Source organism: Mesobacillus sp., assembly GCF_057785455.1.
On sequence record NZ_JBYNSB010000055.1, the window covers coordinates 37,703 to 62,969 of the forward strand.

The following is a 25,267-nucleotide window of genomic DNA, read 5'->3' on the forward strand; positions in this document are numbered from 1 at the left end:
TCTTGTGGGGTAGCAAGTTACTCAAAAGCGAACCGGGCCCGGTTCGCTTTTTCTATTGCCGAAAAAACAGAAAACAGCCCGTTTCCTCGGACTGTTTTTACATGATACTTATTTCGTCAACACGAGACGCTGGTTCTGAAAACGAAGGCAGGACAATTGTAACCACTGTCCCCTCGCCTACTTGACTTTTATAGGAGATGACCCCTCCCATCGCTTCAATTATTTTGATGGAAACCGATGTCCCTAGGCCAGTTCCTTTATCTTTTGTTGTGTAAAATAAGGTTCCCAGCCTGGCAACCTGGTCATTATCCATTCCTTTACCATGGTCTGTAATTGTTATGTATGATTTATCACCGATTGTTTCTTGCCGGATCAACACTTCCCCGCCTTCATGAGAGGCTTCAATCGCATTTTTAATGATATTCACCAAGGCCTGCTTAAGCTGGTTCGTGTCTGTCTTTACATACACATCCCACTGCAGCTGTACATTTACCTGGATATTCTCCTTGGAGGCAAAAGCTTCAAGCAGCAAGGATACTTCCGTGATGACCTTGGCAAGTTCAGCATCCTCAAGCTTTTCGAATTGTGGCTTTGCAAAGTTCAAATAATCATTGATGATCGCTTCAGCCCTTCCAAGTTCAGTCAGGACAAGGCTGAGGTAGTAATAATTATCGCCTTTTTCCTGCTTATGCATCATTTGGAGGAAGCCTTTTACAACTGTGAGCGGATTGCGGATTTCATGTGCAATTGAAGCAGCGAGCTCCCCAAGAGTATTCAGCTTTTCAGCCCGGAGGATTTCATTTCTCATTTGTGTTTTTTCGATCAGTGACTCATTCAGGAAGGCAGCAATCCATACAGCGAATATCTGAATCAGCCCGAAGATAGCCACATTGAGCATAACTTTATTCGTTTCAGCTGCTGCAGTTTCACTTGTAAAGATATGAATTACCAGAATAGTGAGCATGGCGAAGGCTGGCCAGAAACCAACCATTACTGCTCTCCTGATTCTTGCTTTAGGCTCCAGCTTCCAAAAGGTTTTCATGAAAATAACTGGCACGATGGCTGCCAGAAATCCGCTTGCATACCCGAGGAGCAATCCTTCACCAATAAATGTCCTGGTCAACAGGTAGGTAACCAATACCATCCCCCCTGCTAAAGGCCCTCCATATAAAAAAGACAGCACCAAGGGAACATAACGCAAATCCCAGAATAAGCCACCTTCTTCATAAGAAAAAACAAGGCAGAGGAATACGGATATACTTTGCAGAACGCCGCACAATAAAGGAGATTTCCCCGTATTTCTATTATCAAAAAAGACGCTATTAATGAATATTGGCGTGAGGATAATCAATACATCCAGAAGCAGTTTCTCGACCAGCATCTTATCTTCTCCATTCGAAGAGTCATTGTTATAGGAATACGACAATTTTTTTACGATTCCTCTATTCCCCGGGAAATTTGTCTAAAAATATCAATACAAAAAGGGCACAATGGCCCTTTAATGGTTTATTAATGCTTTCTTTTCAAGCTGACTCGTATATAAGTCATGGTAAAAACCTTTTTGTTCGAGCAGCTCATTATGGCTTCCCTTTTCGATGATCCTGCCGCTTTCAATGACTATGATTTGGTCAGCGCTTTTGATCGTATTCAATCGGTGGGCAATGATGAAGCTTGTTCTTCCTTTAAGTAAATGGCCCAGTGCGTCCTGGATTTTCAACTCGGTGATAGTATCAATGCTGCTCGTCGCTTCATCGAGAATCAGAATGGCCGGGTCAGCAAGAATAGCCCTGGCTATTGACAGGAGCTGTTTTTGCCCCTGGCTGATTCCTGCGTCATCCTGGCTGAGTACTGTATCATAGCCATCTGGCAATCTTTTAATGAAAGAATGCGCATTAGCCGCCTTAGCTGCTGCTGCCACTTCCTCTTCAGTTGCATCCAATCGACCATACCTGATATTTTCTCTGATTGTGCCCTGAAACAGGAACGAATCCTGAAGGACAAACGCCATTTGCCGGCGAAGGCTTTCTCTTGTTATGTTTGTGCTCTCATGTCCGTCAATCAATATTTTTCCACTGTTTGGTTCATAAAAGCGGGAAATCAAATTGATGATCGTAGACTTTCCTGCCCCAGTCGGCCCTACAAGCGCGACGCTTTCACCCGGATCGGCCTTAAAGGATAGCTCGGCCACCGTGTCGCCTCCTTTTTCATATGAAAAGGAGACCTCTTTGAACTCTACACTGCCATTGATTTTTGCAAGGGGTTCTGCCCCTTTCTCATCAATCGCTTCTTCTTCAGTATCCAGAATATCGAATACCCTGTCTGCTCCGGCTACTGCAGACAGCAGCGTATTGAACTGGTTTGATAAATCATTGAGCGGGCGGGTGAACTGCCGGGAATATTCAGTGAAAATCACGATTGTTCCAATTGTCACTGTTCCTTTCAGGGCAAAATAGCCCCCAACAGCGGCAACGATTGTAAAGCTCAGGTTATTCAGCATGTTCATTAGTTTAGGAATAAATCCAGTGAATGTCTGAGCCCAATACCCTGATTGCTTTAGTTGCTGATTCTTTACCTTAAACTCATCAATTACCTTGTTTTCCTGCGAAAAGGATTTAATGATTTTCTGGCCTGAAATTGTTTCTTCTATATAGCCATTCATCTCCCCGAGCCTGCGTTGCTGCTCTTTATACAGCTTTCCGGTGCGGCTGGTGATCCATTTCATCCCCCAGAACATCAATGGAACGATGAGCATTGTCACGAGTGTGAGCAGCGGACTCAGCCAAATCATCACGGCTAGAGTGCCAATAAGGGTAAGCACGCTCGAGAAGATCTGGATTACCGAGGAGTTCAGCGTTGAACTGACGTTTTCTATATCATTCGTCACCCTGCTCATCAGCTCGCCATGCTGGCGTTTATTGAAGAAATCAATTGGCAGCTTGTGAAAATGGGCGAAAAGCTGTTTCCTCATTGTATATACTGTCTGTTGGGCGATTCCAATCATCCAATAGGCTTGGAGCCAGAGGGACAGCGAGTGGAATATATACACAGCTCCCAGGCCAATCAACAGCCAGATGAAACCTTCAGCACTTTCTTTTGCCAAATATTCATCGATTCCCCAGCCAATCAAAAATGGTCCGAGCAGGCCGAGTCCGGAGCTTGCCAGTACCATCAACAGCACGAGGATCAGCAGGCTCCGATGCTCTGCAAGATAGCTCCAAATTCTTTTCACTGTTGAGCCAATGCCACCTATTTGCTTTGATTTCAAATCTCCTTCAGGTTTTTGTTTTCTTAGCACTCCGCCTTCACCTCCCCGAATTGCGAAGCATAAATTGCCTTGTAAAGCGGGGAATGCTTCAGCAAGTAATCATGGCTGCCAGCTGCTGTTAAAATTCCGTCTTCAAGCAAAAGGATTTTATCTGCTTCTCTTGCTGTACTGATTTTCTGCGTTATGACAAGCGTAGTGCATTTGTATTTAGTAATTGCGTCGAGCAGTTTTGCCTCTGTTTTAAGATCGAGGGCACTTGTACTGTCATCAAGCAGCAGGATTTTCGGGTTTTTGATCAGCGCCCTGGCAATGGAAAGGCGCTGCTTTTGTCCACCCGACAGATTGACCCCCTTCTGGCCCAGCAATGTTTCATATTTTTTTGGCAGCTTTTGGATCGTTTCATGGATTTGTGCATTTCTTGCCGCTTCAATCATCTCTTCTTCGGATGCATCCTCTTTTCCCCATGCGAGGTTCTCCTTAATGCTTCCTGTAAACAGCAAAGCTTCCTGTGGGACATAGCCGATTTGCTCTCTGAGGTTCTTCAGCTTGAGCTCTTTAATATTTTGTCCATCAATCGTGATCTCCCCGCCAGTCACATCATAGAGACGCGGGATGAGCTGGAACATCGCCGTTTTCCCTGCACCTGTTGCTCCCAAAACAGCCACTGTTTCTCCTGCTTCAATTGTGAATGTGAGATTTTGCAGGATTGGTATATTGGTATTCGGGAACTTGAACGAAACATTGCTGAATTCGATTTTGCCATTGGTGATGTTACGTTCAGCAGAGCTGGTCTTTGTATCCTGCAGGTCGATTTCTTCATTCAGGATATCCTCCACACGCTCAGCGGAAGCCTTTGACCGGGAAAAAACCATTATGATCCAGGAGAACATCGAGAATGCATTTGTAATTCGGGAAGCATAGTTCACAATCGCGACAACTTCGCCTACAGATACCGAACCATTTTGAACCTCGATTTTACCGAACCAAAGAACCGCAATGACGCTCATATTCATAAATAACAGCAGAATCGGAATCGTCATCTCTGTCACTCTTAGTGCAAAAACGGTTTTATCCCTGAGATTATTATTAGCTGTTCCAAACCTGGTTCCCTCATAATCCCCTCTATCGAAAGCCTTGATCAGCCTCATGCCAACAAGGTTTTCCCTCATGACACCATTAACCTTATCAAGGCGCTTCTGGACCTTTTTAAATAATCCTGCTGCCTTCGTCATAATCCAGATAAGGAAAATCAGCAGCGGCGGCATGATAACAGCGAATGCCAGCGCAAGTTTCACATTGACCAGCATTGCCAGAACAATGCCCCCGATGACCATGAGCGGAGCCCGCATCGCAATCCGCAGACTCATGAAAAGTGTATTTTGCAGCTGGGTTACGTCATTTGTGATCCTGGTGATCAGGGAAGACGCCGGAAAATTGCCAAAGTTCGTGAACGAAAAGGATTGCACCTTGGAGAACAGCCTTTCCCGCAAATCATAGCCAAAGCCCTGTCCTGCATAGGAAGCGATAAAAGAATTCGTGATTCCGGAGGCAAAGGCCAGCAGGGAAATCCCAAGCATGACCCCTCCCCATTTCAGGACTGTATCCAAATCCTTCTCGACAATACCCTCGTCAATTATTTTAGCCATCAGCAGCGGCTGCCAGAGTTCAACTGCCAGCTCGACAAGCATTAAGCTGAGCGCTGCCGCAATTGGAATCCGATATGGTTTAATAAAAGAAAAAACATTCATGAAGCAAAGCCCTCCAGTTGAAAGCACCATTAATTATTTCGACCTTCGAATTTTATATGTATTATCATACCTTGTTTGGTGAATTTTTTGAATTGAAAGATAAAAAAATCGGCCCTTTTTTATCAGGACCGAATACTTTTAATTTTTTCTAAAGAGTAAATAGGAGTATAGATATGGTGCAATCACGGTCACAGCGATGATCGCAATAAAGATTGCTTCCTCCCAGAATGACGGCAGAAAGATGGTTGCCATCATGATCAAGCCGCCAAAAAAGAAAATCCTCGCTGCAACCCTGTGTGTCTTCCTCCAGACTTCATCATTGCTCAGGGTCCAGGGAGTACGGATGCCTATGAAAAAATTCGAACGGACCTGAGGCATATAATTCCCAAGCACCATGAAGATAATACCGACCACAACTGGACCAATGCTGCCAATTGGCACTTCATAGCCCACAGCATTCAGCAGCATCATGATGTTAATGATGAATAAGACTCCAAGGATCGCGTTCAGCATGATGTTATAGCTTTTTGTAAAATATTTATAATTTGATTTTCTTGGGTCGACTTTTGGCAGGAACATCATAGTGACATAGAGCAGCACCATAATTCCGAGTGTGGAGAGCATGGCATTGAATGGTGTGGCAAATCCATCGGCTTCCCCATTTATATTCCAGTGGATTGGAACCTGGTCTGGCAGCTTTGGAAATGCAATAATCCATGCAATGACCAGCAGGCCAATCAGCGTCAACGGCAAAACATGTTTTTTCATCTTATCTTTCCCCTTCCCCATCCTTCTTTTTGTCTGTGAAACTGAAGGCCCAGCTAATGAGCTCCTGGAAGACTGTAATATTGAGAGAATAAATGATGAACTGGCCCTGTTTTTCATCCTGGATCAGCCCGGCATGCTTCAGCAATTTCAAGTGCTGAGAAATGCTTGGCTTCGACATATCAAACTGTTCGGCTATCTCTCCAGCTGTCATATCCCTCTCCTTCAATAAGTCGAGAATTTTTCTTCGAGTAGGATCCGATAAAGCCTTGAATGCTTCATTCAATTTATGAAGCCTCCTCTTTAAGCATTATATGTGCGAATTAAGTATTTAGTTATTTAACTAAATACTAAACTACACTTACAAAAAATGCAATATGACGAATCACTAAAATTTCAAGATTACCCCCACTTTAACACACTAACGCGCTGGGGGTCTGACCCCCAGCGCGTTAGTGTGTTAAAGCTTTCTATTTCTATTTCTATTTCTATTTCTATTTCTATTTCTATTTCTATTTCTATTTCTATTTCTATTTCTTATGACTTTTGTGCGAGATGTTCTTTTAGTTGGTCCCTGAGCGCCCGCTTGAGGAATTTCCCTACTGAGGTTTTCGGGATTTCAGCCATAAAGACGATATCATCTGGCAGCCACCATTTGGCGAATTGCGGTGCAAGGAAATCTAGCAGCTCCTGTTTATCAACTTTATCTTTATATTGCTCCTTCAGTACAACGCAGGCAATCGGCCGCTCCTGCCATTGCTGGTGCGGAACTGCGATAACGCTCGCTTCGAATACCGCTTCGTGTGCCATCAGAGCATTCTCAAGGTCAACAGAAGATATCCATTCTCCGCCGCTCTTGATCAGGTCCTTTGTCCGGTCGACAAGCTTGATGACACCCTCCTCATCAACAGTGGCAACATCTCCTGTATATAGCCAGCCATCCTTGAAGGCTTCGTTTGAACGCTCATCCTTGTAGTACTCATCGGCAATCCAAGGGCCGCGCAGCAGAAGCTCGCCCATTTCCTGGCCATCCCATTTTACTTCCCCGTTGCCGCCAATGATCTTCATTTCAAGTCCAGGCACCAGAAGTCCCTGCTTTGAGCGGATATCGAGAATCTCCTCTTGATCCAGTCCTTCCTGATAGCTCTTAAGTCGGGATACCGTCGCAAGAGGCGTAGTCTCTGTCATGCCGTAAGCGTGCAGGAACGGAATTTTGTATTTCGTTTCAAAGGCCTTGATCATTCCTCTAGGTGCAGCTGAACCTCCGCAAACAATTGACCTTAGCGAAGACGTGTCATAGCTTCCATTCTCTAGCTCATTGAGCAGGCCAAGCCAAATGGTTGGAACGCCGGCAGTGAAAGTGACCTTTTCCTGCTCAATCAGGTCGGCAAGCAGTTTCGGTGTAAACAGCGGCCCTGGCAAAACTTGAGTAGATCCGAACCAGGTCGCGGCAAACGGAAGTCCCCACGCATTCGCATGGAACATCGGAACAACAGGAAGAACCACATCGGTTTCTGACAGAGCGGCAGTGTCCGCCAATCCGAACGCAAAGCTGTGAAGGACAATTCCTCTATGGGAATAGACTACCCCCTTCGGCTTACCGGTTGTTGCGGAAGTATAGCACATTCCTGCAGGTTCATTCTCGTCGATATCCTTCACGAATTCAAAGTCGGGGCTCGCTTCACGGAGCAAGGCTTCGTAAGAGAAAACTGGCTCAAGCGTTGTTTCCGGAAGCTCATCCTTGTCGGTCATAACGATGTACGCCTCTACCGTTTTAAAATCATCCTTGCATCGTTCAATCAGCGGCAGCAAATCTTCATCTACTAAAAGCACCTTGTCTTCTGCATGATTGATAATATAAGAGACATGCTCCGGTGACAGGCGGATATTGATCGTGTGCAGCACTGCGCCCATCCCGGGTGCAGCGAAATAGACTTCCAGATGCCGGTGGTGGTTCCACGCAAACGTACCGACTCTGTCTCCTTTGCCGATACCCAGCTTCTCAAGGGCACTGGCCAGCCTGCGCGTCCTTTCACCAATCTCCTTATAAGTGAATCGATGGATACCGGACAATGTACGTGAAACAACCTGTTTTTTCGGGAAAAACTTTTCTGCTCTTTCCAATAGTGAACCTACTGTCAATGGAACATTCATCATACGACATTTCCCCTTCCGCTTCTCGTAAAATAGCAATCTTAAATGATACCCTTATTCTGCCACTCTCTGATTTGCTGTTCGCTTGCTCCGAGCAGCTCTCTTAAAACCTCTTCAGTTTGCCCCCCTTTTTCCGGCGGGTGGACATTGCCGCTCCATTTTAAATCAGAATGCATTTTAATCTGTCCCAGTTCTGAAGCAAATTCCTTATCCTTAAAATAAGGAAAAGAAGCCAGCTCGCCTGCCTCGAGTACAGGGGTCAAACAGCAATCCACCCTCATTCCGAAATCAGTCCACTCCGCTAAAGTCTTGCTTTTAAACAGAGTGACCAGCGCATCATAAACCGGATTCTCCTTGCCCGGTCTTGAATAGTGGGCATGCTGCCAATCCTCCCGGCCAATTCCATGGCAAAAATTCAGCCAAAACTTCGGTTCGAGTGCCGCCAGGCTAACGTAGCGGCTGTCCTTCGTCTCATATAAAGAATATGAAACCACTGTACCATTCAGGACAGACACGCCGTTTGGATAACCGGTTTCTTTTTCAATCAGTACGTGGTTTGCCATCAGTGAGGCCATCGAGTCGGCTATGGAAATGCAATGATAGCTGCCCTCACCGGTTTTTCCACGCGCGACAAGTCCTGCAAGAATCCGTTCACTGGATGCCATTCCGCCAATATAGTCCGCAAAGGTATTCGTTGGATGGATCGGCCTTCCGCTTCCATCCTTCAGCTGGGCAAGTGCCCCGCTTAAGCTCATATAATTCAAATCGTGGCTTCCCAGCGCGGCCATCGACCCTTCTGACCCGTATCCGGATACCGAACAGTAGACGATTCCCCGATTGATGCTTCGTACCGCCTCATAACCGAGGCCCAGCTTATCCATCACCCCAGGCCTAAAGCTTTCGATAGCCGCATCTGCTTGTGCAAGCAGAGCGAGCGCGATTTGCCGCCCCTCATCCTGCTTCAGGTTCAGGGCTATGCTCTTCTTCCCGCGGTTATGGGCTGTGAAGACAAATCCTTCTCCAGTATTCCTTGCAGGATCTCCTTCAGGGGCTTCTACCTTGATCACTTCTGCACCAAGGTCGGCCAGCCGCATAGTGGCAAATGGACCCGGTATATAATTGGTGAAGTCGATGATTTTAATGCCGTTCAGCATGCTAAAAAGTCCTTTCCGTCATTCAATTCGAAAACAGCTCTTCCATTTGCTTGCGAAGCATGAACTTCTGAATCTTTCCGCTCGCATTCCTAGGCAGTGCCTCTATGAAAATATATTTACGAGGCCGCTTGTAATTGGCGAGGCTGTCACTGTCCTTGCACCATTGATCCAGATCTTCTTCAGTGACCTGCGGATCTTTTTTTACAACAAAGGCAGTGACGCTCTCTCCCCAGCGGTCGTCCGGCTGCCCGATCACTGCCACATCCAAAACCCCTTCATGGGCATGCAGCACATCTTCGACCTCACGAGGGTAAATATTCTCGCCGCCGCTGATGATCATGTCGTCGACCCGGTCCTTCACCCACAGGTAGCCATCTTCATCCAGGTAGCCGATATCTCCTGAATGATACCAGCCCTTGTACATGGCTTTTTCCGAAGTTTCTTCCCGGTTAAAATAACCCAGCATCATGCATGGGCCCTGGACAATGATTTCACCGCTTTCACCTGGCGGCAGGATATCATCAGGATCTGATGGACCATCTTCATTCGGCCTGACAATCCTGATTTCATGGTTCAAGCATGCCTGGCCGGCTGCACCAGCCTTTGTCAGCTGATCATCCTCAGAAAGGAAGGTAATCGCAGGTCCCATCTCAGTCATTCCATAAGCCTGGACCAGCTGGATGCCCAGCTTGTCATGGCACGCATGGACGAGCGACGGAGCCATAGGCGCAGCACCATAAAGTCCCAGCTTCAGGCTTTCAATATTATAGTCCTCAAGCTTTTCCTGTAAAATCATATTCCACATTGTAGGGGCCGCAAAGAACTTGGACACTTTTTCCGAATCAATCAGCTCAAGCACCTTTTTTGGAGCAAATTGATGAAGGATGACATTGCTCCCGCCAACATGCACTCTAGGGAGGAAGGCACAATGGAGCTCGGCACAGTGGAACATTGGCGCGGTTACCAAACCGACATCCTTCGAATTCAATTTTGTCGCCCCGATCACGAGCAGGCTTTGTTCCGCCATGTTCCGGTGCTTATGCATCACACCCTTTGGCCTGCCCGTCGTACCGCTTGTGTACATGATTGCGTATAGATCATCTTCACGCACATCAATTTTCACAGCGTTCGCCTCTGCAGACTGTACTTTCTCATGATAGTTCGCTGCATATTCAGGCGTATCTTCATCAATGAACCAGAAAGCAATCTGGGGGAAACGGTTTTCAATCGAGGCAATGACTGGCTCAACTGCTTTTTCAAAAAGAACGACCTTCGGGGCTGCATCGCTCAGGATAAAAGCAACCTCCTCACCCTGCAGCCTGAAATTGATCGGGTTAAAAACAGCACCAATTTTGGCACACGCGAAAAATGCCGTGCCAAGCTCCTCTGTATTGAAAAGGAAGGTTGAGACTCGGTCCCCCTTCTTAACACCTTCATTTAAAAGAGCGTTGGCAAGACGATTCACCTCATCATTCCATTCACTATAAGTAAAGCGGACATTTTTGCGGACATCATAGATGGCTTCCTTGTTTGGGAATTTCATTACCGTCAGATCAAAAATTTTGCCGATAGTCGTACTCATTTCCATTCCTCCTGGTAAAATGCCGTTTTTTGCTTTACTGTGCCTTAGCATGCTGTGTGATGCCGGTTCGTTGCTTGAAGACTTTGAAACTGTTAATCGAGCCTTTCAATAATGGTGGCGTTCGCCATTCCATGGCCTTCACACATGGTCTGAAGCCCATAGCGGCCGCCCGTTCTTTCCAGCTCATGCATCATTGAAACCATCAGGCGCGCACCGCTTGCACCAAGAGGATGGCCAAGGGCTATTGCTCCTCCATTCGGATTCAGCTTTGCCGGATCCGCACCCGTTTCCTTCAGCCAGGCCATTGGAACAGGAGCAAATGCTTCATTCACCTCGAACACATCAATATCCTCAAGCTTTAGGCCAGCTTTCTTCAGTACTTTTTCTGTTGCCGGAATCGGACCAGTCAGCATCAAGGTCGGATCTGAACCGACAACCACTCTTGTATGTACCTTGAAGCGAGGTTTCAGCCCTAGCTCTTCCGCTTTTTCCCGGCTCATGAGCAGCAATGCCGCGGCACCGTCACTGATCTGGCTGGAGTTTCCTGCATGGATAGCCCCATCCTCTTTAAAAACGGTCTTCAAGCCGCCAAGGACTTCAGCTGTCGTCCCATCACGCGGACCGGAGTCCTCAGTCATCAGGGTTTTTTCGCCATTCTCCAAAGTAACCTCGAGCGGCATGATTTCTCTTTTAAAATAACCCTCTGCCTGGGCCTTCAAGGCGCGGCGATGGCTTTCAGCCGAAAATTCATCAAGGTCTGTCCTTGTGAAACCATATTTCTCAGCAATCCTCTCAGCAGACAGACCCTGGTGGATGATCTCGTATCGCTCCTTCAGCTTGGGGCTGAATGGAACAGCCTGCTGATAGTTGGAGCCCATCGGCACACGGGACATATTCTCAACACCGCCGGCAATGACAACATCCATATCACCCGCCAGGATGGCCTGTGCCGCAAAGTGGACAGCCTGCTGGCTCGAACCGCACTGCCGGTCAATTGTTGTACCAGGCACTTCAATCGGGAATCCCGCAATCAAGGCAGCAACCCTGGCAATGTCGCCCGCCTGCTCGCCGGACTGGGTCACGCAGCCGAGGATCACATCCTCCACCAGGCCAGCATCGATGCCAGCCCTTTTGGTGAGCTCCTTCAAAACCTCTCCAGCCAGGTCATCCGGGCGAATATCCTTCAATAACCCTTTTCTTCTGCCGACCGGTGTTCTCACACCTTCAATTATGACTACTTCACGCATTTTGAATCTTCCTTTCTGTTAGAGACATCTGTTTTGTTTTTTTCGAGGAATAGATTTATAGCTTGATAATCTTATTTTCATTTACTGCTTCCTGAAGTATTGTTAGGACCATTCAATCGAATTCTTTTGGCAGTGGATGGTCTTTATAAAACTTATAAGAGACACTCGCACTGAGTTTTCTCTCTTGGATGGTCCTAAGAAGCCCTATAAGAGCCATCCGCACTGAGTTTCTTCTCGTCGATGGCCCTTTATAGCTCACTAATAGATACTCACCACGATTTTTCCATCTTGAATGGTCCTTATAAATTAACTAAAACTCTACAGCCCCATATTCTTGGCAATAATCGTTTTCATGATTTCATTTGTTCCGGCGTAGATGCTTGCTACTGGGATATCGCGAAACCTCCTGGCAATCTCGTATTCTTCCATATAGCCGTAGCCGCCGTGGAGCTGCATGCATTCGGCGGCGATTCTTCGCGCGCTGTCGGTCAGCTTCCATTTGGCCATCGATACCTTGGTGACGACATCCTTTCCTTCAATATGCTCGGCAATCAGCTGGTCAAGGAATGAGCGGCCCATCTCGATTTCAGTCGCCATCTCTACAATCTTGAACTGGGTATTCTGGAATTTGCTCACAGGCTTGCCGAAGGCTTCACGGCTTTTGACATAGTCAATCGTCTGCTTCAGCATGACCTCAGACGCTGTCTGCGCAGCGATTGCGACAAGCAGGCGCTCCTGCTGCAGCTTTTCCATTAAATAAAGGAAGCCTTTTCCTTCTTCACCGAGGAGGTTTTCCTTTGGCACCCGGCAGTCTTCGAAAATGAGTTCTGCTGTGTCCTGGCAATGCAGCCCGACCTTATTGAGTTTTCTTCCCCGGGAAAACCCTGGAGCATCACGCTCGACGACCAGCAGGCTGACTCCTTTGTGTTTTGGAGTAGCTTTTGGGTCTGTTTTACAGGCGACGACAATCAAATCTGACTGGATTCCATTAGTAATGAAGGTTTTCTGCCCATTTAAGATGTAGTGGTCACCGTCCAGGATGGCGGTGGTCTGGATATTGGCCAAATCTGAACCGGTTCCAGGCTCTGTCATCGCGATTGCTGTAATGATCTCGCCTGTTGCGCATTTTGGGAGCCACCGCTGTTTTTGCTCCTCGCTGCCGTATGCTGTGATATATGGGACGACGATATCATTATGAAGCCCGACACCAACAAGGCCGGAGCCTACCCGCTCAAGCTCTTCGTTGATGACAACCTCGAATCCCCAATCAACTCCGCTGCCGCCGTATTCCTCATCGATATCCGGGCACAGATAGCCCTGCTCACCCATCTTCGTCCAGAACGACCTGGGAATCATCCGGTCCTCCTCCCATTTCTCGTAAAAAGGATAAGCCTCCTTTTCTAAAAATTTTCTTAATGACCTGCGAAAAATTTCATGGTCATCACTTAAATAAGGATGCTTCATCTTTAGCTCTCCCCCTTCTTAGATTTGGAGTCTTTTATTGCCTAACTCCGTTCAGCCTCTGGCGCAGCTGATATTTCAGTATTTTTCCGGACGCATTTCTCGGAAGTGCTTTTTCAATAAAAATCCTTCTCGGAACCTTGTATCCTGCTAATTTCTGACGGCAGAAGTTTTTCAGTTCCTGCTCATCAACCACTGCATCCTGCTTCGGTACAATGACCGCGCAGACTGCTTCTCCCCAAACTTCATCCGGCAGGCCTATAATGGCTGCCTCCAAAACCGATGGATGCTCATACAGCACTTCTTCGACCTCAATCGAGTACACATTTTCCCCGCCGGAAATGATCATGTCCTTTTTACGGTCAACCAGGGTGATATAGCCTTCCTCGTCGATCGTCGCCAGATCGCCTGTGTACAGCCAGCCGTCCTTTATCGTTTTCACAGTTTCTTCAGGCTTTTTGTAGTATTCCTTCATGATCGATTCGCCCTTGATCACAAACTCTCCTACTGCACCAGGCTTTACATCCTCTCCCTCTTCGTTGACCACTCTTGCTTCAGTCAGGAAGGCAGCCTTCCCGCCTTTTCCGAGATGGTTCTTATGCCCTTCCGGATCCAGCAAAATCCCTCCAGGTCCTGCTTCAGTCAAGCCGCACAAATTATAGAACTGGTCTGTGCGAAACAGCTCGATGCTCTTCCGGACGAGCTCAGGAGCCATCGGTGCAGCACCATAACCGCATCTTTTGATCGAAGAAAGGTCGTAGTCTGCAGCGTTAGGTACCTGAAGCATGAAATTGAACATCGCCGGTACGCCAAAGAAATGAGTGACTTTATGCTCTTCGATGGCTTCGAGCGTCTTGACTGGATGGAACTCACGGTGGATGATATGGGTTGCACCAAGGACCACGCCGGAAATCAGGAACAAGTTCAGCTGTGCCGAGTGGAACAGCGGAGCAACATGAAGGATGGTTTCTTCCTGGTTAATGCCCATGCTGATCATCATCGTCAAGCCGACATTGAAGATGCGTTTATGGTCAAATAAAGCTCCTTTTGGCCGTCCGGTTGTGCCTGATGTATATAATATTTCAAGGTCGTCTGTCTCGCTGACCTCAATTGGCGGATTGTCGGTGCAGTCTGCCAAAACACTTTCGTACGAATGGCAGCCAAGCGTGTTCGGGGTACCGGTCGTGATGACATGGACAACGCGAGTTTTCTCCAGAGCAAGCGTAACGGTATCCTCAAGATCTTCATCACAAATCACAAGCACTGCTTCTGACTGGCCGAGAATATAATGCACCTCGGAAGCTGTGAGGCGGAAATTCACCGGTACGACCACCGCTCCGATTTTTGTGCCAGCGAACAATGAAAAAACAAATTTATCAGAGTTCTTCATCATCAAAGCAATCTTATCGCCTTTGCTTATTCCAAGGCCCAGCAAGCCATGGGCCAGCTTGTTCACCTCTTCATTGAACTGCTTGTACGTATATGTTCTTCCCTCGCATTTGATTGCAAGCTTATCTGGTGTCTTTCTCGCATTCTGTGCTAAATATGATCCGATATCCATCCAAACTTCCCCCTTTAAAAATACCAATATGAAAACGCATACAGTTTACTACATGCAATAATTATGCCAATTTTCTAAAAATAATGCAGTCAGGCATTTCAGAGGGTGGATAAGATTTAATTTTTCGGAGGTGTCCAGAAAATGAACACCTCGTATTGGACGATTTAAATCACTTTTTCTTTAACAAAGGCTCGTAAATAAATTCTGTTGATTTCCGTTCCAGGCGTTTCGCTTTCCGAGGGGCTGGCGCTGAGCCCGCAGGACTCTGAAAAGCTTCCTTGAATGGGCCCACGCACGATGGAAATGCGTTAGCATTTTCGGAGGAGTCTACGCGCCGGGAACGAAGATCAACAGGTTTGCAATTCAACATTGGCTATAACAGATTGTTTTCCCGAATCCCTGAAATCCGAAAAGCCAAACACGTTATATCCTATGGTGAAAGCTCGTATTTCTTTAATTTTTCGTAAAGGCCCGACCTGCTGATCCCTAGCAATTTTGCAGCCTGTGCCTTATTTCCGCTAGTCTGGTACAAAGCCTTCTTGATTGCCCCAAGCTCAGCGTCCTCGGCAAGGCTGATTTTCTTTGTTGCAGGGTTCGCTATTTGGGAGGTTAAATAATCTGGCAAATCTTCAAGCTGAATTTTTCCATATTCAGCAAAAGTCATCGCCCGCTCCAGTACGTTGCGCAGCTCACGTACATTTCCAGGCCAGGCATATTGAAGCAGCGCATTTTTCGCCTGCGGTGAAATCCCCGTGATGCTTGTACCCAGCATCGCATTCAATTCCTTCATTAAATTATCAGTAAGGTGCTCAACATCATGGAGCCGCTCCCTCAGCGGCGGAATATTCAAGGAGATGACGTTCAGCCGGTAATATAGATCCTCACGGAAGTCGCCGGATTTTACCATTTCCTCGAGGTTTCGGTTTGTAGCGGCAATGATCCGGACATCCACTTTAATGCGATTATTGCCGCCGACCCGGTAAAACTCGCGCTCCTGGAGGACTCTAAGCAACTTAGCCTGGAGAGCGAGCGACATATCGCCAATTTCGTCTAAAAAAAGCGTTCCACCATTGGCTAGATCAAACTTCCCGATTTTTCCGCGCTGCTTTGCTCCTGTAAAAGCACCTTCCTCATATCCAAAGAACTCCGATTCTAGCAAATCCTCTGGTATTGCCGCGCAGTTAACGACCACGAACCTGCCGTCGCTTCTGGCGCTGCTATTATGGATGGCGTGCGCGAATAGTTCTTTGCCTGTCCCGCTTTCGCCCCTGACCAGCACGGTCGACCTGCCCTTAGCTGCTTTAGCGGCGCTTTTCTTCAATTTTTCCATATAAGGATCTTCACTGAAAATATGGTCCCAGGTGAATCTGGCCGCTTCCGATTTTTTCAGTTCCTGATGGTAAAAGCTCGCTTTGCTTTCCGCCTTTTGCAGCCGTTTGAACAGCTCGCTTACCTCATTCAGCTGACGGAACATCACCTTCCCGATTGCCCCGATGACCCTGCCGTCCTTCTTGATCGGAATCCGGTGGACAATATACTTGATTCCCTTCCTTTCAAGGAAATCACTGACTTCGGCAGACTCTGATTTAAACACATTCCCGAGCTTCAGCTGCGGCAGCACCTTATCGACAGGCTGATTCAGCACTTCGTTTTTTTCCAGGCCGAAAAGCTCCAGCATCGGCGGGCTGACCATCGTGATGATTTTGCGCTCATCGGTCATGAGAATGCCATCATAGGCATGCTCCAGGGTTGTTTCGATTGTCAGCTTCAGCTTCTTGACTGTCTGGAGCTCCTCTGCCATTTTTTCTATTTCAGACAAGTCCTGCAGCAGAACGATGGTGCCATGACGGTGATTGACCATTTCGTAGGTTGAGATATGCAGGATTGATTGATATTTTTCAAAATGCTGATGGGTGCTGTTTTCAAATTCCAATCCCGGAAATATAGCTTCAAGCTTCTCGCCGATAACCAGTTCCGGAGTACGCCCGCTTATTTTTGCAAAAGCTTCATTGGCATAGATGATTTCCAGATTTTCATCCGTCATCAGAACTCCCATATTGGAATTGCTAAGAATCGTCTCCAGCTGATCCTTCAATGTGTTGGCTGACTTAAGTAAGGCCTGGACCATTTCGGTCTTTGTCAGCAACCCCATCACCTTATGATCCTCGTCAAGGACAACTCCTGTCCCTACCTTGCTGGTTTTTACAATGTATTCGATTTGTTTGTAGGGAGTATCGACCATGATCGACTTTGCATCTTTGATTATGTATCGTTTGATCGGTGCATCAAGGGGATTCCCATCAAGGACCATCTGATATAAGCCGCTGCGGGTAAAAACACCCCGAAGATCCCGATTCAAATCCGTTACAGGCAACAGATTCCACTTTTTCACCTTGATGATCTCAATCGCTTCCTTCAGGGTTGTATCTTCCGTTATCACACTATCGACAGGAGTAACAATATCCTTGAATTGAATCATCTTCTTCCCCCTTTAAAACAGGCTGCCTGTCTAAATTTCTGAAAATTCAATTTGTTATTCTCATTATATAGGTTTCTGTTTTAAAGGTACACTTTCTTGTTGGCAAAAATGAAGAAGACCCTGATATCCAGGGTCTTCCGCCAATTTTTTGGAGTGCATTCTGAGATGGATCCAATCCTGTGTACTCCTTCATTTATTTAGGCTGCATGCGGATGGCACCATCCAGCCGAATCGTCTCTCCATTTAGCATCGGATTTGTGATGATGCTCTCGGCCAGCTGTGCGTATTCCTCCGGATATCCGAGCCGCTGCGGGAACGGCACCATTTTTCCAAGTGAATCACGCGCTTCCGCTGGCAGCGAGTCAAACATTGGCGTGTGGAATAACCCTGGTGCGATTGTCATTACCCTGATGCCATAAGAAGCAAGCTCCCTCGCAATCGGCAGTGTCATCCCGACGACACCACCTTTTGACGCGCTGTAGGCAGCCTGCCCAATTTGCCCCTCGAATGCTGCTACTGAAGCAGTGTTGATGATGACTCCTCTTTCACCCTTTTCATTCTGTTCGTTATTGATCATTTGCTCAGAAGCAAGCCGAATGACGTTGAAGGTACCAATCAGGTTGATGGAGATCACCTTTGAAAACATGTCCAGTGAATGTACTCCTTTGCGGGACAGCAGCTTGCCGGCAATGCCAATTCCGGCACAGTTGACGACCGTATTGATGGAACCGAATACCTCAATTGCCTTGCTGACCGCGTTGGACACATCCACCTCGCTGGTTACATCTGTTTTTACAAAAATCGTGTTCTCCCCGAGCTCTTCAACAAGCTTTTGCCCTCTTTCTTCTGATAAATCGAGAATTGCTGCCCTGCCGCCCTGCTTGATGATTCTTCTTACAGTCGCTTCCCCAAGGCCGGATACTCCGCCAGTAACAATTGCTCTTGTTTCGCCCATTTTCATCTTCCATAACCTCCGCTTTTGATTTATGTACTATTTTTATAGAAAGCAAGAATCATGCCAAAGATGATTTGCTTGAGAACTGGGGATGGAATATGCTAAGTGTCCAGATTCAGGACAGTTTTTTGGAAAAATGGACATATTTGCATCTGGAGCTGGGGAAAAATTCATTTGATTTATATGATTTTTAACCTTTTTTATTTGTTGGTGGAGTTTTTGACTAGCAGGAAGTGTTTTTTGATTAGTAGGATTGATTTTTTGACTAGTAGTGAGAGTTATTTGACTAGTAGGATTGATATTTTGACTAGTAGCATGTTTTTTACATGTTGGATCGCTTTTTTTCATTAAAAAAAGCTGCCTGTTAAATGCCTTATTTCCGTTATCACCAGTTGCGGCACTTTTATTACTGGTAACTCGGATTTTATCTACATTTGTTGCACTTTTATTACTGGTAACTCGCGTTTTATCTACATGTGCAGCAATTTCATCACCGGTTGGCTCTATTCAATGTTTTTTTCATCATTCTGATGCCATATCAGCGAAGGTATACCTCCATAGAAAAAATGCAGGGGACTCTCCCCTGCATTTTCTCCTATCAATCTATTAGGCTGCGTTCCGTTTGGCCCGGTTTCTGAGCATGATTTCTTCGAGTGCACCTGATCCGAAAATGACTCCTGAGACGATGAAAACAAGCCCAAGCAAGTGGGATGAGGTGATTTTTTCGCCAAGGAAAATAGCGGCGAATAATATCGATAAAAAGGTATTCAGGTTAAGGAAAATCGACGCTTCTGCAGGTCCGGTCTGGCCGATTGCGTAGTTGTACAGCATGTGGCCGACGGCTGTTGCAAAAATGGCGGAGGCGAAGAACACGCTCCATACACCTATGCTGCCGCTGCCTATATGGGATAGACCGTCTGGTTCCTTCCAGAGACCGATGAAAAAGAGCAGAATCGAGCCAAAGATGAGCATATATCCAGTCAGCAGGCGCGGGTCAAGTGTTTTGGCCGCCTTGGAAATAATGATGAAGCTGATTGCCTGTGATAGGATGGACAAAAATACATAAAAGTCTCCAATGGACATTCCTGATAATCCTGTACCGCCGGCAAGGACGGTCAGGGACACACCGATTCCGCCAAAGATGAAGCCAATCACCCTTACATGGGTCAGCCTGTTGCCTAGCAGCAAGATGGCCATCAATGCCGTCAAGAGCGGGCCAAGTCCTAAAATCAATCCTCCGTTAACGGCAGAGGTTGCTTTCAGCCCAAGTCCAAGGAACAGATGATGGCCAGTCACGTTCAAGAGGCTGCCGCCGAGGATATAGCCCCATTCTTTTTTGGAAGGCAGCCTTACTTTTTTTATGGAAAAGAGAATAATAAAAACGGTGACTCCTGCAGTAAAGACACGCAGAGAGGTAATGGTGATGGGCGGGAAATTGCTTACGATCACCTTAAGGGCAGTTACGTTCATGCCCCATAAAAACATGACTCCAATAAGAATCAAATAGATTCGCAGGTTTTTCAAGATGCATCCTTCTTTCATTTAAACGACTAAAGCATAACAACCATTTTACTACTTTTTTACAAAAGAGCAAGAGAAAGGAGATTGCCAGTTGCTGGAGAATTTATACTATAAAGTATTTGATTTACTGGAGGAAATCTTTGTGGAATTCATTGCGAAAATCGAGGAACTTATGGATATAATCCCGCTGGATGAGTATTGGCCCGGTTTCCGGCAAGCAGCCTATGCGATTTATAATTCTGAGGAAGTATCTCTATTCAACCATCCGCTTACTGACTATAAAACCTGTACGATTCCCTGGGAGCCTTCCTTCAATGGCGCCGACACCTTAATCCTTTTTCATGGCCATCCAACCGCCATCGTGAATCTGAATCATCATCCTTCTATCGAGACCCTTTACCCCGTCCTTGTGCACGAGTTGTTTCATGGCTATCAATATTTATACGGTGAAAAAAGATTCCCTGATGAGCTATTGGGCAGCCTTTATCCTCTGGAGGCTGAGAATATACAGCTCAGGAGCATGGAAAGAGAAGAGCTTTTTTCAGCTGTTCAGCAAAACAGCGCAGATTTCATCAGCAGGTTTATTTCTTTGCGGGAAAGAAGGAAATCGATTATCGGCAAGTATGCTGACTACGAACTTTTAATCGAAAGCGTTGAGGGTACAGCATGGTATATCGAGTTTCTGGCCCAATTGAAGATTACCGGCCAGTCCTTGGCAGAGCTGTTGAAGAAACATAGCGGTCCTCTGTTAGATCCGCTTGAATCGAACTTGAATACTCGGGCCAGCTGCTACCGGTCTGGCCTGTTTATTTGTTTATATCTTGATTTAACCTTGCCTGACTGGAAGCAAAGGTTTGTTGAGTCCGACCTGACTTTATATGAATTTTTAAAGGAGGAAGTCAGCTGGGATCAATCTTCCTCAGATCATTGCCATGCTGTAACGGAGGAAACACGGAAACTGATTGATTTCATTAAATCAAAAAGGCTAAACAGGTTTGATGACTTCCTGAAGCAAGGCAGGTATTCCCTTTTTATAGAAGGAAAATTCGATTCTGCCAATTTTGATCCAATCAATATGGTTACCCATGAAAATCGCACCCTCCACCCCGCCTATCTGCGGGTAACATCAGGCAGCAAAGAGTTTATCTTCAATCGGCCTGTCATCTCCTATTTTAAGGAGAAATTGAGCGATATCTACCGGCTGGAGCTCAGATTTGAAAATAAGCCAGAACTGAAAAATGGCAGCATGCATTTGGAGAATGCAAGTAATTTATCGGGCAAAATCTTTATCGAAGGCGACACTTTTACCTTGAAAATATAACTCAAAACCATGTAAAGGCAGGATGAACCTCCTGCTTTTTTTATTTATAAGAGGCAGTTCTTCCTACAACATACTAGGCGAAAAGAACCCTTTATCAGTAATTTCCGCAAAAACCGACAAAAACAGGTTTAAAACTCTGAATGCTATCCATGAATATTCCGATTTGAAAGGAGGTGAAAGGATGCACTTCCGAAAATTGATAATGACTGGTATTATTGCTGGCTCTGCCTTGTTTTTACCGGAATTGGCCCTTGCAGAAAAAGCTCCAGAGGCAAAACGGAGTGAGCCGCCTTCTGCAGCAGTACAGGATAAACTGCCACTGCAAGCAGAAAAAGCTAATGCTGTAGATAAAATTGCCGCTCAGCCTGCTTTGGAGAAACAGCAGCCTGAGCAAAAGCCTGTGATTGAAAAGCCGGTAATTGAAAAGCCGGTTCAGGCTAAGGCAGTTGTCCATCCTCCACAGGGAAAACAACAGCCTGGAAAGTCCAACGCTAACTCAAAAAGCGAAAAGGCTGCAAGGCCCGTTTTATCTAAAAAGGCGGCTGGAGAAAAGGCAAATCCGAAAAACATTGCAAAGCAAAGCAATACAGTAGACAAAAAAGCTGCTGCAACATCCATACATAAAAAAAATGTAGAGGTTAAAGAGACAAATCTTCCCTCAACCGGATTAAAGGATGAGGCAGAATCTGCTAAGGCAATCGCAGAAAAGCAGGTCTCTCCAAGGAAACCTGCTGCCAAGGCGAATGCACAGGCTTCTCCTGAAAAAAAGGAGAAACCAGGTCGTTCCCAAAAGGTACGGTTTCCAAAAGGAGATAATCTGCCAAACCCTCCTTCACGGACAAAGGCTTCAGGGGGGCCATCAAGTGACCGGTCAAGCAATGGATCTTCCAGCATCAGCTTTTTGGATAAGTGGTTTATATCGGATCATCGTTTCGAATTGATCCTGACGCAGCCATTCACATCCCGTGCTTCTGTTTTCATTAGCCAGTGGGTCAATGCCCCTCCATCACCACCACCGAATGAAGCTCCTGTTTTTTTAGCGTATACCGAAGGAATCAGCCACGGATAACGATATGAAAAGGGAGCGAATATTAAAATGACTAATTATATGAATGGAACAAAGGTTGTTAAATCTTTTATGCTAGCTGGAGTATTATCTATCGGTGTTTTAACAGGCGGCCATTTCACACAGGCGGCCGGACCTGACAAAGTGAAGGTTGAACAATCTCACTCAGTTAAAGCTCAAGTTAAAACAGTCAATAATAAGAAAGCTAGCGGAAAGCCGGCAGCTGCTGTTCCAGCGAAGCCTGCAGTGAAGGTTCAGCCAAAAACAGAACAGAAAGCAGAAACTAAAGAAAAAGCTGCTAAGTCACAGGCTAGCCTACATGCAAGCGATACTGCTAAAAAGCATGCTGCGCCAAATGCTGCAGTTCATGCGAAAGCAACGCAAGCACCTGCTGAAGAAAAACCTGCTGAAGAAGTAGTCGTTCAAGAGCCTGTTGTTCTTGAGCCAGTTGTAACTGAGGAAGCTGAAGTGTCCGTACCGGAAAGCGAAACTGCTACTGATTCTGAAGAAACAGCTGACCTTCAAGTAGATGCAGACGCAAAAAAAGATGAAGAAGAAGCAGTTGACGCTGATGCAGAAATGAAAAAGGAAGATGAAGAAACTGAGGAAGAAGATTCTGAAGACATCGACCTGAATGCAGATGCAACTGTTAAGCAGGAAGAAGACGATGAAGACAATGACTCTGATTCCGAGGACATCGATCTGGATACACACGCAACAGTTAAGACAGAAGAAGACGATGAAGATGCTGACGATGAAGAGAAAGAAGAAAAAGTAAACCCTTCTATTGAAAACAAAACTAATTCTAAAGCATTCCATGCAAGCGATATTGCAAAAGAAAATGCTAATGAATTCTCTGCTGTTGCTTTATCTAAAGAAGTAACTGAAGAAGACGTTACTGAGGAAGAGGCTTCTGAAGATGTGGTTGCTGACGAAGTTGCTGAAGAAGTAACTGAAGATGTGGTTGCTGACGAAGATGCTGAAGAAGTGACTGAAGATGTCGTTGCTGACGAAGATGCTGAAGTATCTCCTTCTATCGCCAACAAAATGAAGTCTAAAGCTTTCAATGCAAGCGAAACTGCCAAAAACAACGCTAACGAAAATTCAGCTGTTGCTTTGTCTGTAGAAGTAACTGAAGAAGTTGCTGCTGACGAAACTGCTACTGAAGAAGTGACTGAAGAAGTCGTTACTGACGAAACTGCTACTGAAGAAGTAACTGAAGAAGTTGTTGCTGACGAAACTGCTACTGAAGAAGTGACTGAAGATGTTGTTACTGATGAAACGGCTACTGAAGAAGTGACTGAAGACGTAGTTGCTGATGAAACTACTACTGAAGAAACTACTGAAGAAGTTGTTGCTGATGAAACTACTACTGAAGAAGTAACTGAAGACGTTGTTGCTGATGAAACTGCTACTGAAGAAACTACTGAAGAAGCTGCATTAGCAGCAGTAAAAGCAGCTAAAAAAGAGGCAATTGCGGCTAAAAAGGAAGCTTTTGAAGCTGCAAAAGAATTAGATAAAGAAGCTAGAAAAGCAGCCAGAAAAGAAGCTATTGCCGCTAAAAAAGAAGCTTTTGAAGCTGCAAAAAAATTAGCAGAAGCTACTGAAGAAGTGACTGAAGAAGTCGTTACTGACGAAACTGCTACTGAAGAAGCTACTGAAGAAGTTGTGACTGACGAAACTGCTGTTGAAGAAGAAACAGCTGTTAACCCTTCTGCTGCCAACAAAACTGAAGCTAAAGCTAGTGTACATGCTAACGAAATCGCAAAGCAATTTGCTGCTTCTATTTCTGCTGTACTTGCTGCAGTTGAAGAAATTTTGGAAGATGTTGTTGCTGATGACACTGCTGAAGATGCAGAAACTGAGGAAGCAATCGTTGAAGCTGAAACAAAATAATATGGCTTAACCATGTAAAAAGGACTTCCGCTCACAGTGGAAGTCCTTTTTCTTTCTATAAACCAGGCTTTAATGGACGAGGTTCCCCAGGGGTTGCTGGTTATCCATTAACCAATTATTCTCCTCATTGGCAACTATGAATTCATTGATTTCATATGATTGATAGTATTTTTCAATAATAAATGGATCGCTTTCCACCAGGGTTATTGCTTCGTCAAGATCTCCGCAGCTCAAAATCAGCAGCCCCTGCTCATCATTCTTGAAAAGACCTGCAATGATCAGTTTTCCTTCCCGGTTCATTTCACGTAAATGTTCGATATGTTTTACTAATAGCTCTGCCTCAAGCTCTTCCTTTTTTTTATCCTTCAGGATAACAATAAACCTATTCATCATAATGGCCCCGTTCATAAAAATATGTATATCTCATTATATCATTACCAAAATATCTCAGCACGTATAAGGCATTCCCTCCGTTAGAATTTAGTTTTATTGGGTAAATAAGTTTTAAAGAGTATTTAAGGAGGCATTTCATTTATGATCATTGTCTACATCAGCATCGCTGTTATTGTCGCTTCCTTGGCTTATTTAGGATTTGCCGCCTTCAAGACCTTTAAAGCGGCAAAGCCTCAAATTGAGAGTCTTCAGGCAACTGCGACGAGAGTACAGGCGAAAACCAATGCGATCAAGCACGAAACAGATAAACTTACCGTCCATCAGCAGCAGTTGAAATCGGATTTCGAAGAAAAGAAAAAAGCGGTCAACACTGTTGTTTTTTCAGTCAAACAAACTCCGGCTATCCTAAAAAATGCAGTTACTGTTAAGCCTGTGGCCGCTCTTGACCGTGCGTACAAGGCAAGACGATGGAAGCAGATGCACAAAAACAGAATGGCTCAATCACAATATTAACCCCTGGCTGTACCTTCATTGTCATAAATCGGAGGTACAGCTTTTTTATGCCCGCTCAGTGACTTTCTTCCTATTTTTATCAATACAAATTATTTCCCAACCTCAAAGAATACAGGTGACTAGTACGATTAACGAATATACTATTTTTTTGGGCATTTCGTACGATTTACGAAATAATAATTAATA

The 25,267-nt window shown here is 45.7% G+C and carries 20 protein-coding genes; 4 read left to right on the forward strand and 16 right to left on the reverse strand.

Annotated elements, in window-relative coordinates; genetic code table 11:
* Window positions 1-97: 97 nt before the first annotated feature.
* The 15 genes from AC3EBE_RS20135 to AC3EBE_RS20205 form a co-directional block, all read right to left on the reverse strand.
* Window positions 98-1,381, reverse strand: coding sequence for an ATP-binding protein (locus AC3EBE_RS20135; RefSeq protein ID WP_488596805.1), 1,284 nt, complete (start codon window positions 1,379-1,381; stop codon window positions 98-100).
* Window positions 1,382-1,498: 117 nt separating this feature from the next.
* Entirely contained in the window at window positions 1,499-3,295 is a 1,797-nt protein-coding gene (locus AC3EBE_RS20140) for an ABC transporter ATP-binding protein (protein ID WP_488596806.1), read from the reverse strand.
* Window positions 3,289-5,013, reverse strand: coding sequence for an ABC transporter ATP-binding protein (locus AC3EBE_RS20145; RefSeq protein WP_488596807.1), 1,725 nt, complete (start codon window positions 5,011-5,013; stop codon window positions 3,289-3,291). The genes AC3EBE_RS20140 and AC3EBE_RS20145 overlap by 7 nt, the downstream gene beginning before the upstream one ends.
* Window positions 5,014-5,151: 138 nt before the next feature.
* Window positions 5,152-5,781 carry an SdpI family protein gene (locus AC3EBE_RS20150; protein ID WP_488596808.1) on the reverse strand — a complete coding sequence of 210 codons (630 nt, stop codon included), beginning with the start codon at window positions 5,779-5,781 and terminating at the stop codon, window positions 5,152-5,154.
* Window position 5,782: 1 nt separating this feature from the next.
* Window positions 5,783-6,064 carry an autorepressor SdpR family transcription factor gene (locus AC3EBE_RS20155; RefSeq protein WP_488596809.1) on the reverse strand — a complete coding sequence of 94 codons (282 nt, stop codon included), beginning with the start codon at window positions 6,062-6,064 and terminating at the stop codon, window positions 5,783-5,785.
* Between the two features lie 251 nt (window positions 6,065-6,315).
* A complete protein-coding gene (locus AC3EBE_RS20160; protein ID WP_488596810.1) occupies window positions 6,316-7,935 on the reverse strand; it encodes a long-chain fatty acid--CoA ligase in 1,620 nt (539 codons plus the stop codon).
* 38 nt (window positions 7,936-7,973) lie between these two features.
* Window positions 7,974-9,086: a CaiB/BaiF CoA transferase family protein gene (locus tag AC3EBE_RS20165; RefSeq protein ID WP_488596811.1), complete on the reverse strand. Its 1,113-nt coding sequence runs from the start codon at window positions 9,084-9,086 to the stop codon at window positions 7,974-7,976.
* A 22-nt stretch (window positions 9,087-9,108) separates the two neighbouring features.
* Window positions 9,109-10,668 carry a fatty acid--CoA ligase gene (locus AC3EBE_RS20170; RefSeq protein ID WP_488596812.1) on the reverse strand — a complete coding sequence of 520 codons (1,560 nt, stop codon included), beginning with the start codon at window positions 10,666-10,668 and terminating at the stop codon, window positions 9,109-9,111.
* A 92-nt stretch (window positions 10,669-10,760) separates the two neighbouring features.
* Window positions 10,761-11,915 carry a thiolase family protein gene (locus AC3EBE_RS20175; RefSeq protein ID WP_488596813.1) on the reverse strand — a complete coding sequence of 385 codons (1,155 nt, stop codon included), beginning with the start codon at window positions 11,913-11,915 and terminating at the stop codon, window positions 10,761-10,763.
* 318 nt (window positions 11,916-12,233) lie between these two features.
* Complete coding sequence (locus AC3EBE_RS20180; protein WP_488596814.1) at window positions 12,234-13,379, reverse strand: acyl-CoA dehydrogenase family protein; 1,146 nt, start codon at window positions 13,377-13,379, stop codon at window positions 12,234-12,236.
* Window positions 13,380-13,413: 34 nt separating this feature from the next.
* The gene (locus AC3EBE_RS20185) at window positions 13,414-14,937 is read right to left on the reverse strand and encodes a class I adenylate-forming enzyme family protein (RefSeq protein WP_488596815.1); all 1,524 of its coding nucleotides are present in this window, start codon (window positions 14,935-14,937) and stop codon (window positions 13,414-13,416) included.
* A 430-nt stretch (window positions 14,938-15,367) separates the two neighbouring features.
* Window positions 15,368-17,416, reverse strand: coding sequence for a sigma 54-interacting transcriptional regulator (locus AC3EBE_RS20190; protein WP_488596816.1), 2,049 nt, complete (start codon window positions 17,414-17,416; stop codon window positions 15,368-15,370).
* A 193-nt stretch (window positions 17,417-17,609) separates the two neighbouring features.
* On the reverse strand, window positions 17,610-18,377 hold the full coding sequence (locus AC3EBE_RS20195; RefSeq protein ID WP_488596817.1) for a 3-hydroxyacyl-CoA dehydrogenase: 768 nt from the start codon (window positions 18,375-18,377) through the stop codon (window positions 17,610-17,612).
* A 36-nt stretch (window positions 18,378-18,413) separates the two neighbouring features.
* Window positions 18,414-18,719 (reverse strand): hypothetical protein, encoded by a 306-nt coding sequence (locus AC3EBE_RS20200; protein WP_488596818.1) that lies wholly within the window; start codon window positions 18,717-18,719, stop codon window positions 18,414-18,416.
* Window positions 18,720-18,977: 258 nt separating this feature from the next.
* Window positions 18,978-19,895: a DMT family transporter gene (locus AC3EBE_RS20205; RefSeq protein WP_488596819.1), complete on the reverse strand. Its 918-nt coding sequence runs from the start codon at window positions 19,893-19,895 to the stop codon at window positions 18,978-18,980.
* 88 nt (window positions 19,896-19,983) lie between these two features.
* Between AC3EBE_RS20205 and AC3EBE_RS20210 the strand changes: the two genes are divergently transcribed.
* The 3 genes from AC3EBE_RS20210 (at window position 19,984) to AC3EBE_RS20220 (ending at window position 24,175) form a co-directional block, all read left to right on the forward strand.
* On the forward strand, window positions 19,984-21,213 hold the full coding sequence (locus AC3EBE_RS20210; RefSeq protein WP_488596820.1) for a peptide ABC transporter permease: 1,230 nt from the start codon (window positions 19,984-19,986) through the stop codon (window positions 21,211-21,213).
* A 181-nt stretch (window positions 21,214-21,394) separates the two neighbouring features.
* Entirely contained in the window at window positions 21,395-22,282 is an 888-nt protein-coding gene (locus AC3EBE_RS20215; RefSeq protein ID WP_488596821.1) for a hypothetical protein, read from the forward strand.
* Between the two features lie 27 nt (window positions 22,283-22,309).
* On the forward strand, window positions 22,310-24,175 hold the full coding sequence (locus tag AC3EBE_RS20220; protein ID WP_488596822.1) for a hypothetical protein: 1,866 nt from the start codon (window positions 22,310-22,312) through the stop codon (window positions 24,173-24,175).
* Between the two features lie 69 nt (window positions 24,176-24,244).
* Here AC3EBE_RS20220 and AC3EBE_RS20225 read toward each other — a convergent pair whose 3' ends face one another.
* Window positions 24,245-24,568 carry a YciI family protein gene (locus AC3EBE_RS20225; protein ID WP_488596823.1) on the reverse strand — a complete coding sequence of 108 codons (324 nt, stop codon included), beginning with the start codon at window positions 24,566-24,568 and terminating at the stop codon, window positions 24,245-24,247.
* A gap of 141 nt (window positions 24,569-24,709) precedes the next feature.
* Here AC3EBE_RS20225 and AC3EBE_RS20230 point away from each other — a divergent pair, with 141 nt between their 5' ends.
* Window positions 24,710-25,081 (forward strand): DUF948 domain-containing protein, encoded by a 372-nt coding sequence (locus tag AC3EBE_RS20230; protein WP_488596824.1) that lies wholly within the window; start codon window positions 24,710-24,712, stop codon window positions 25,079-25,081.
* Window positions 25,082-25,267 lie beyond the last annotated feature (186 nt).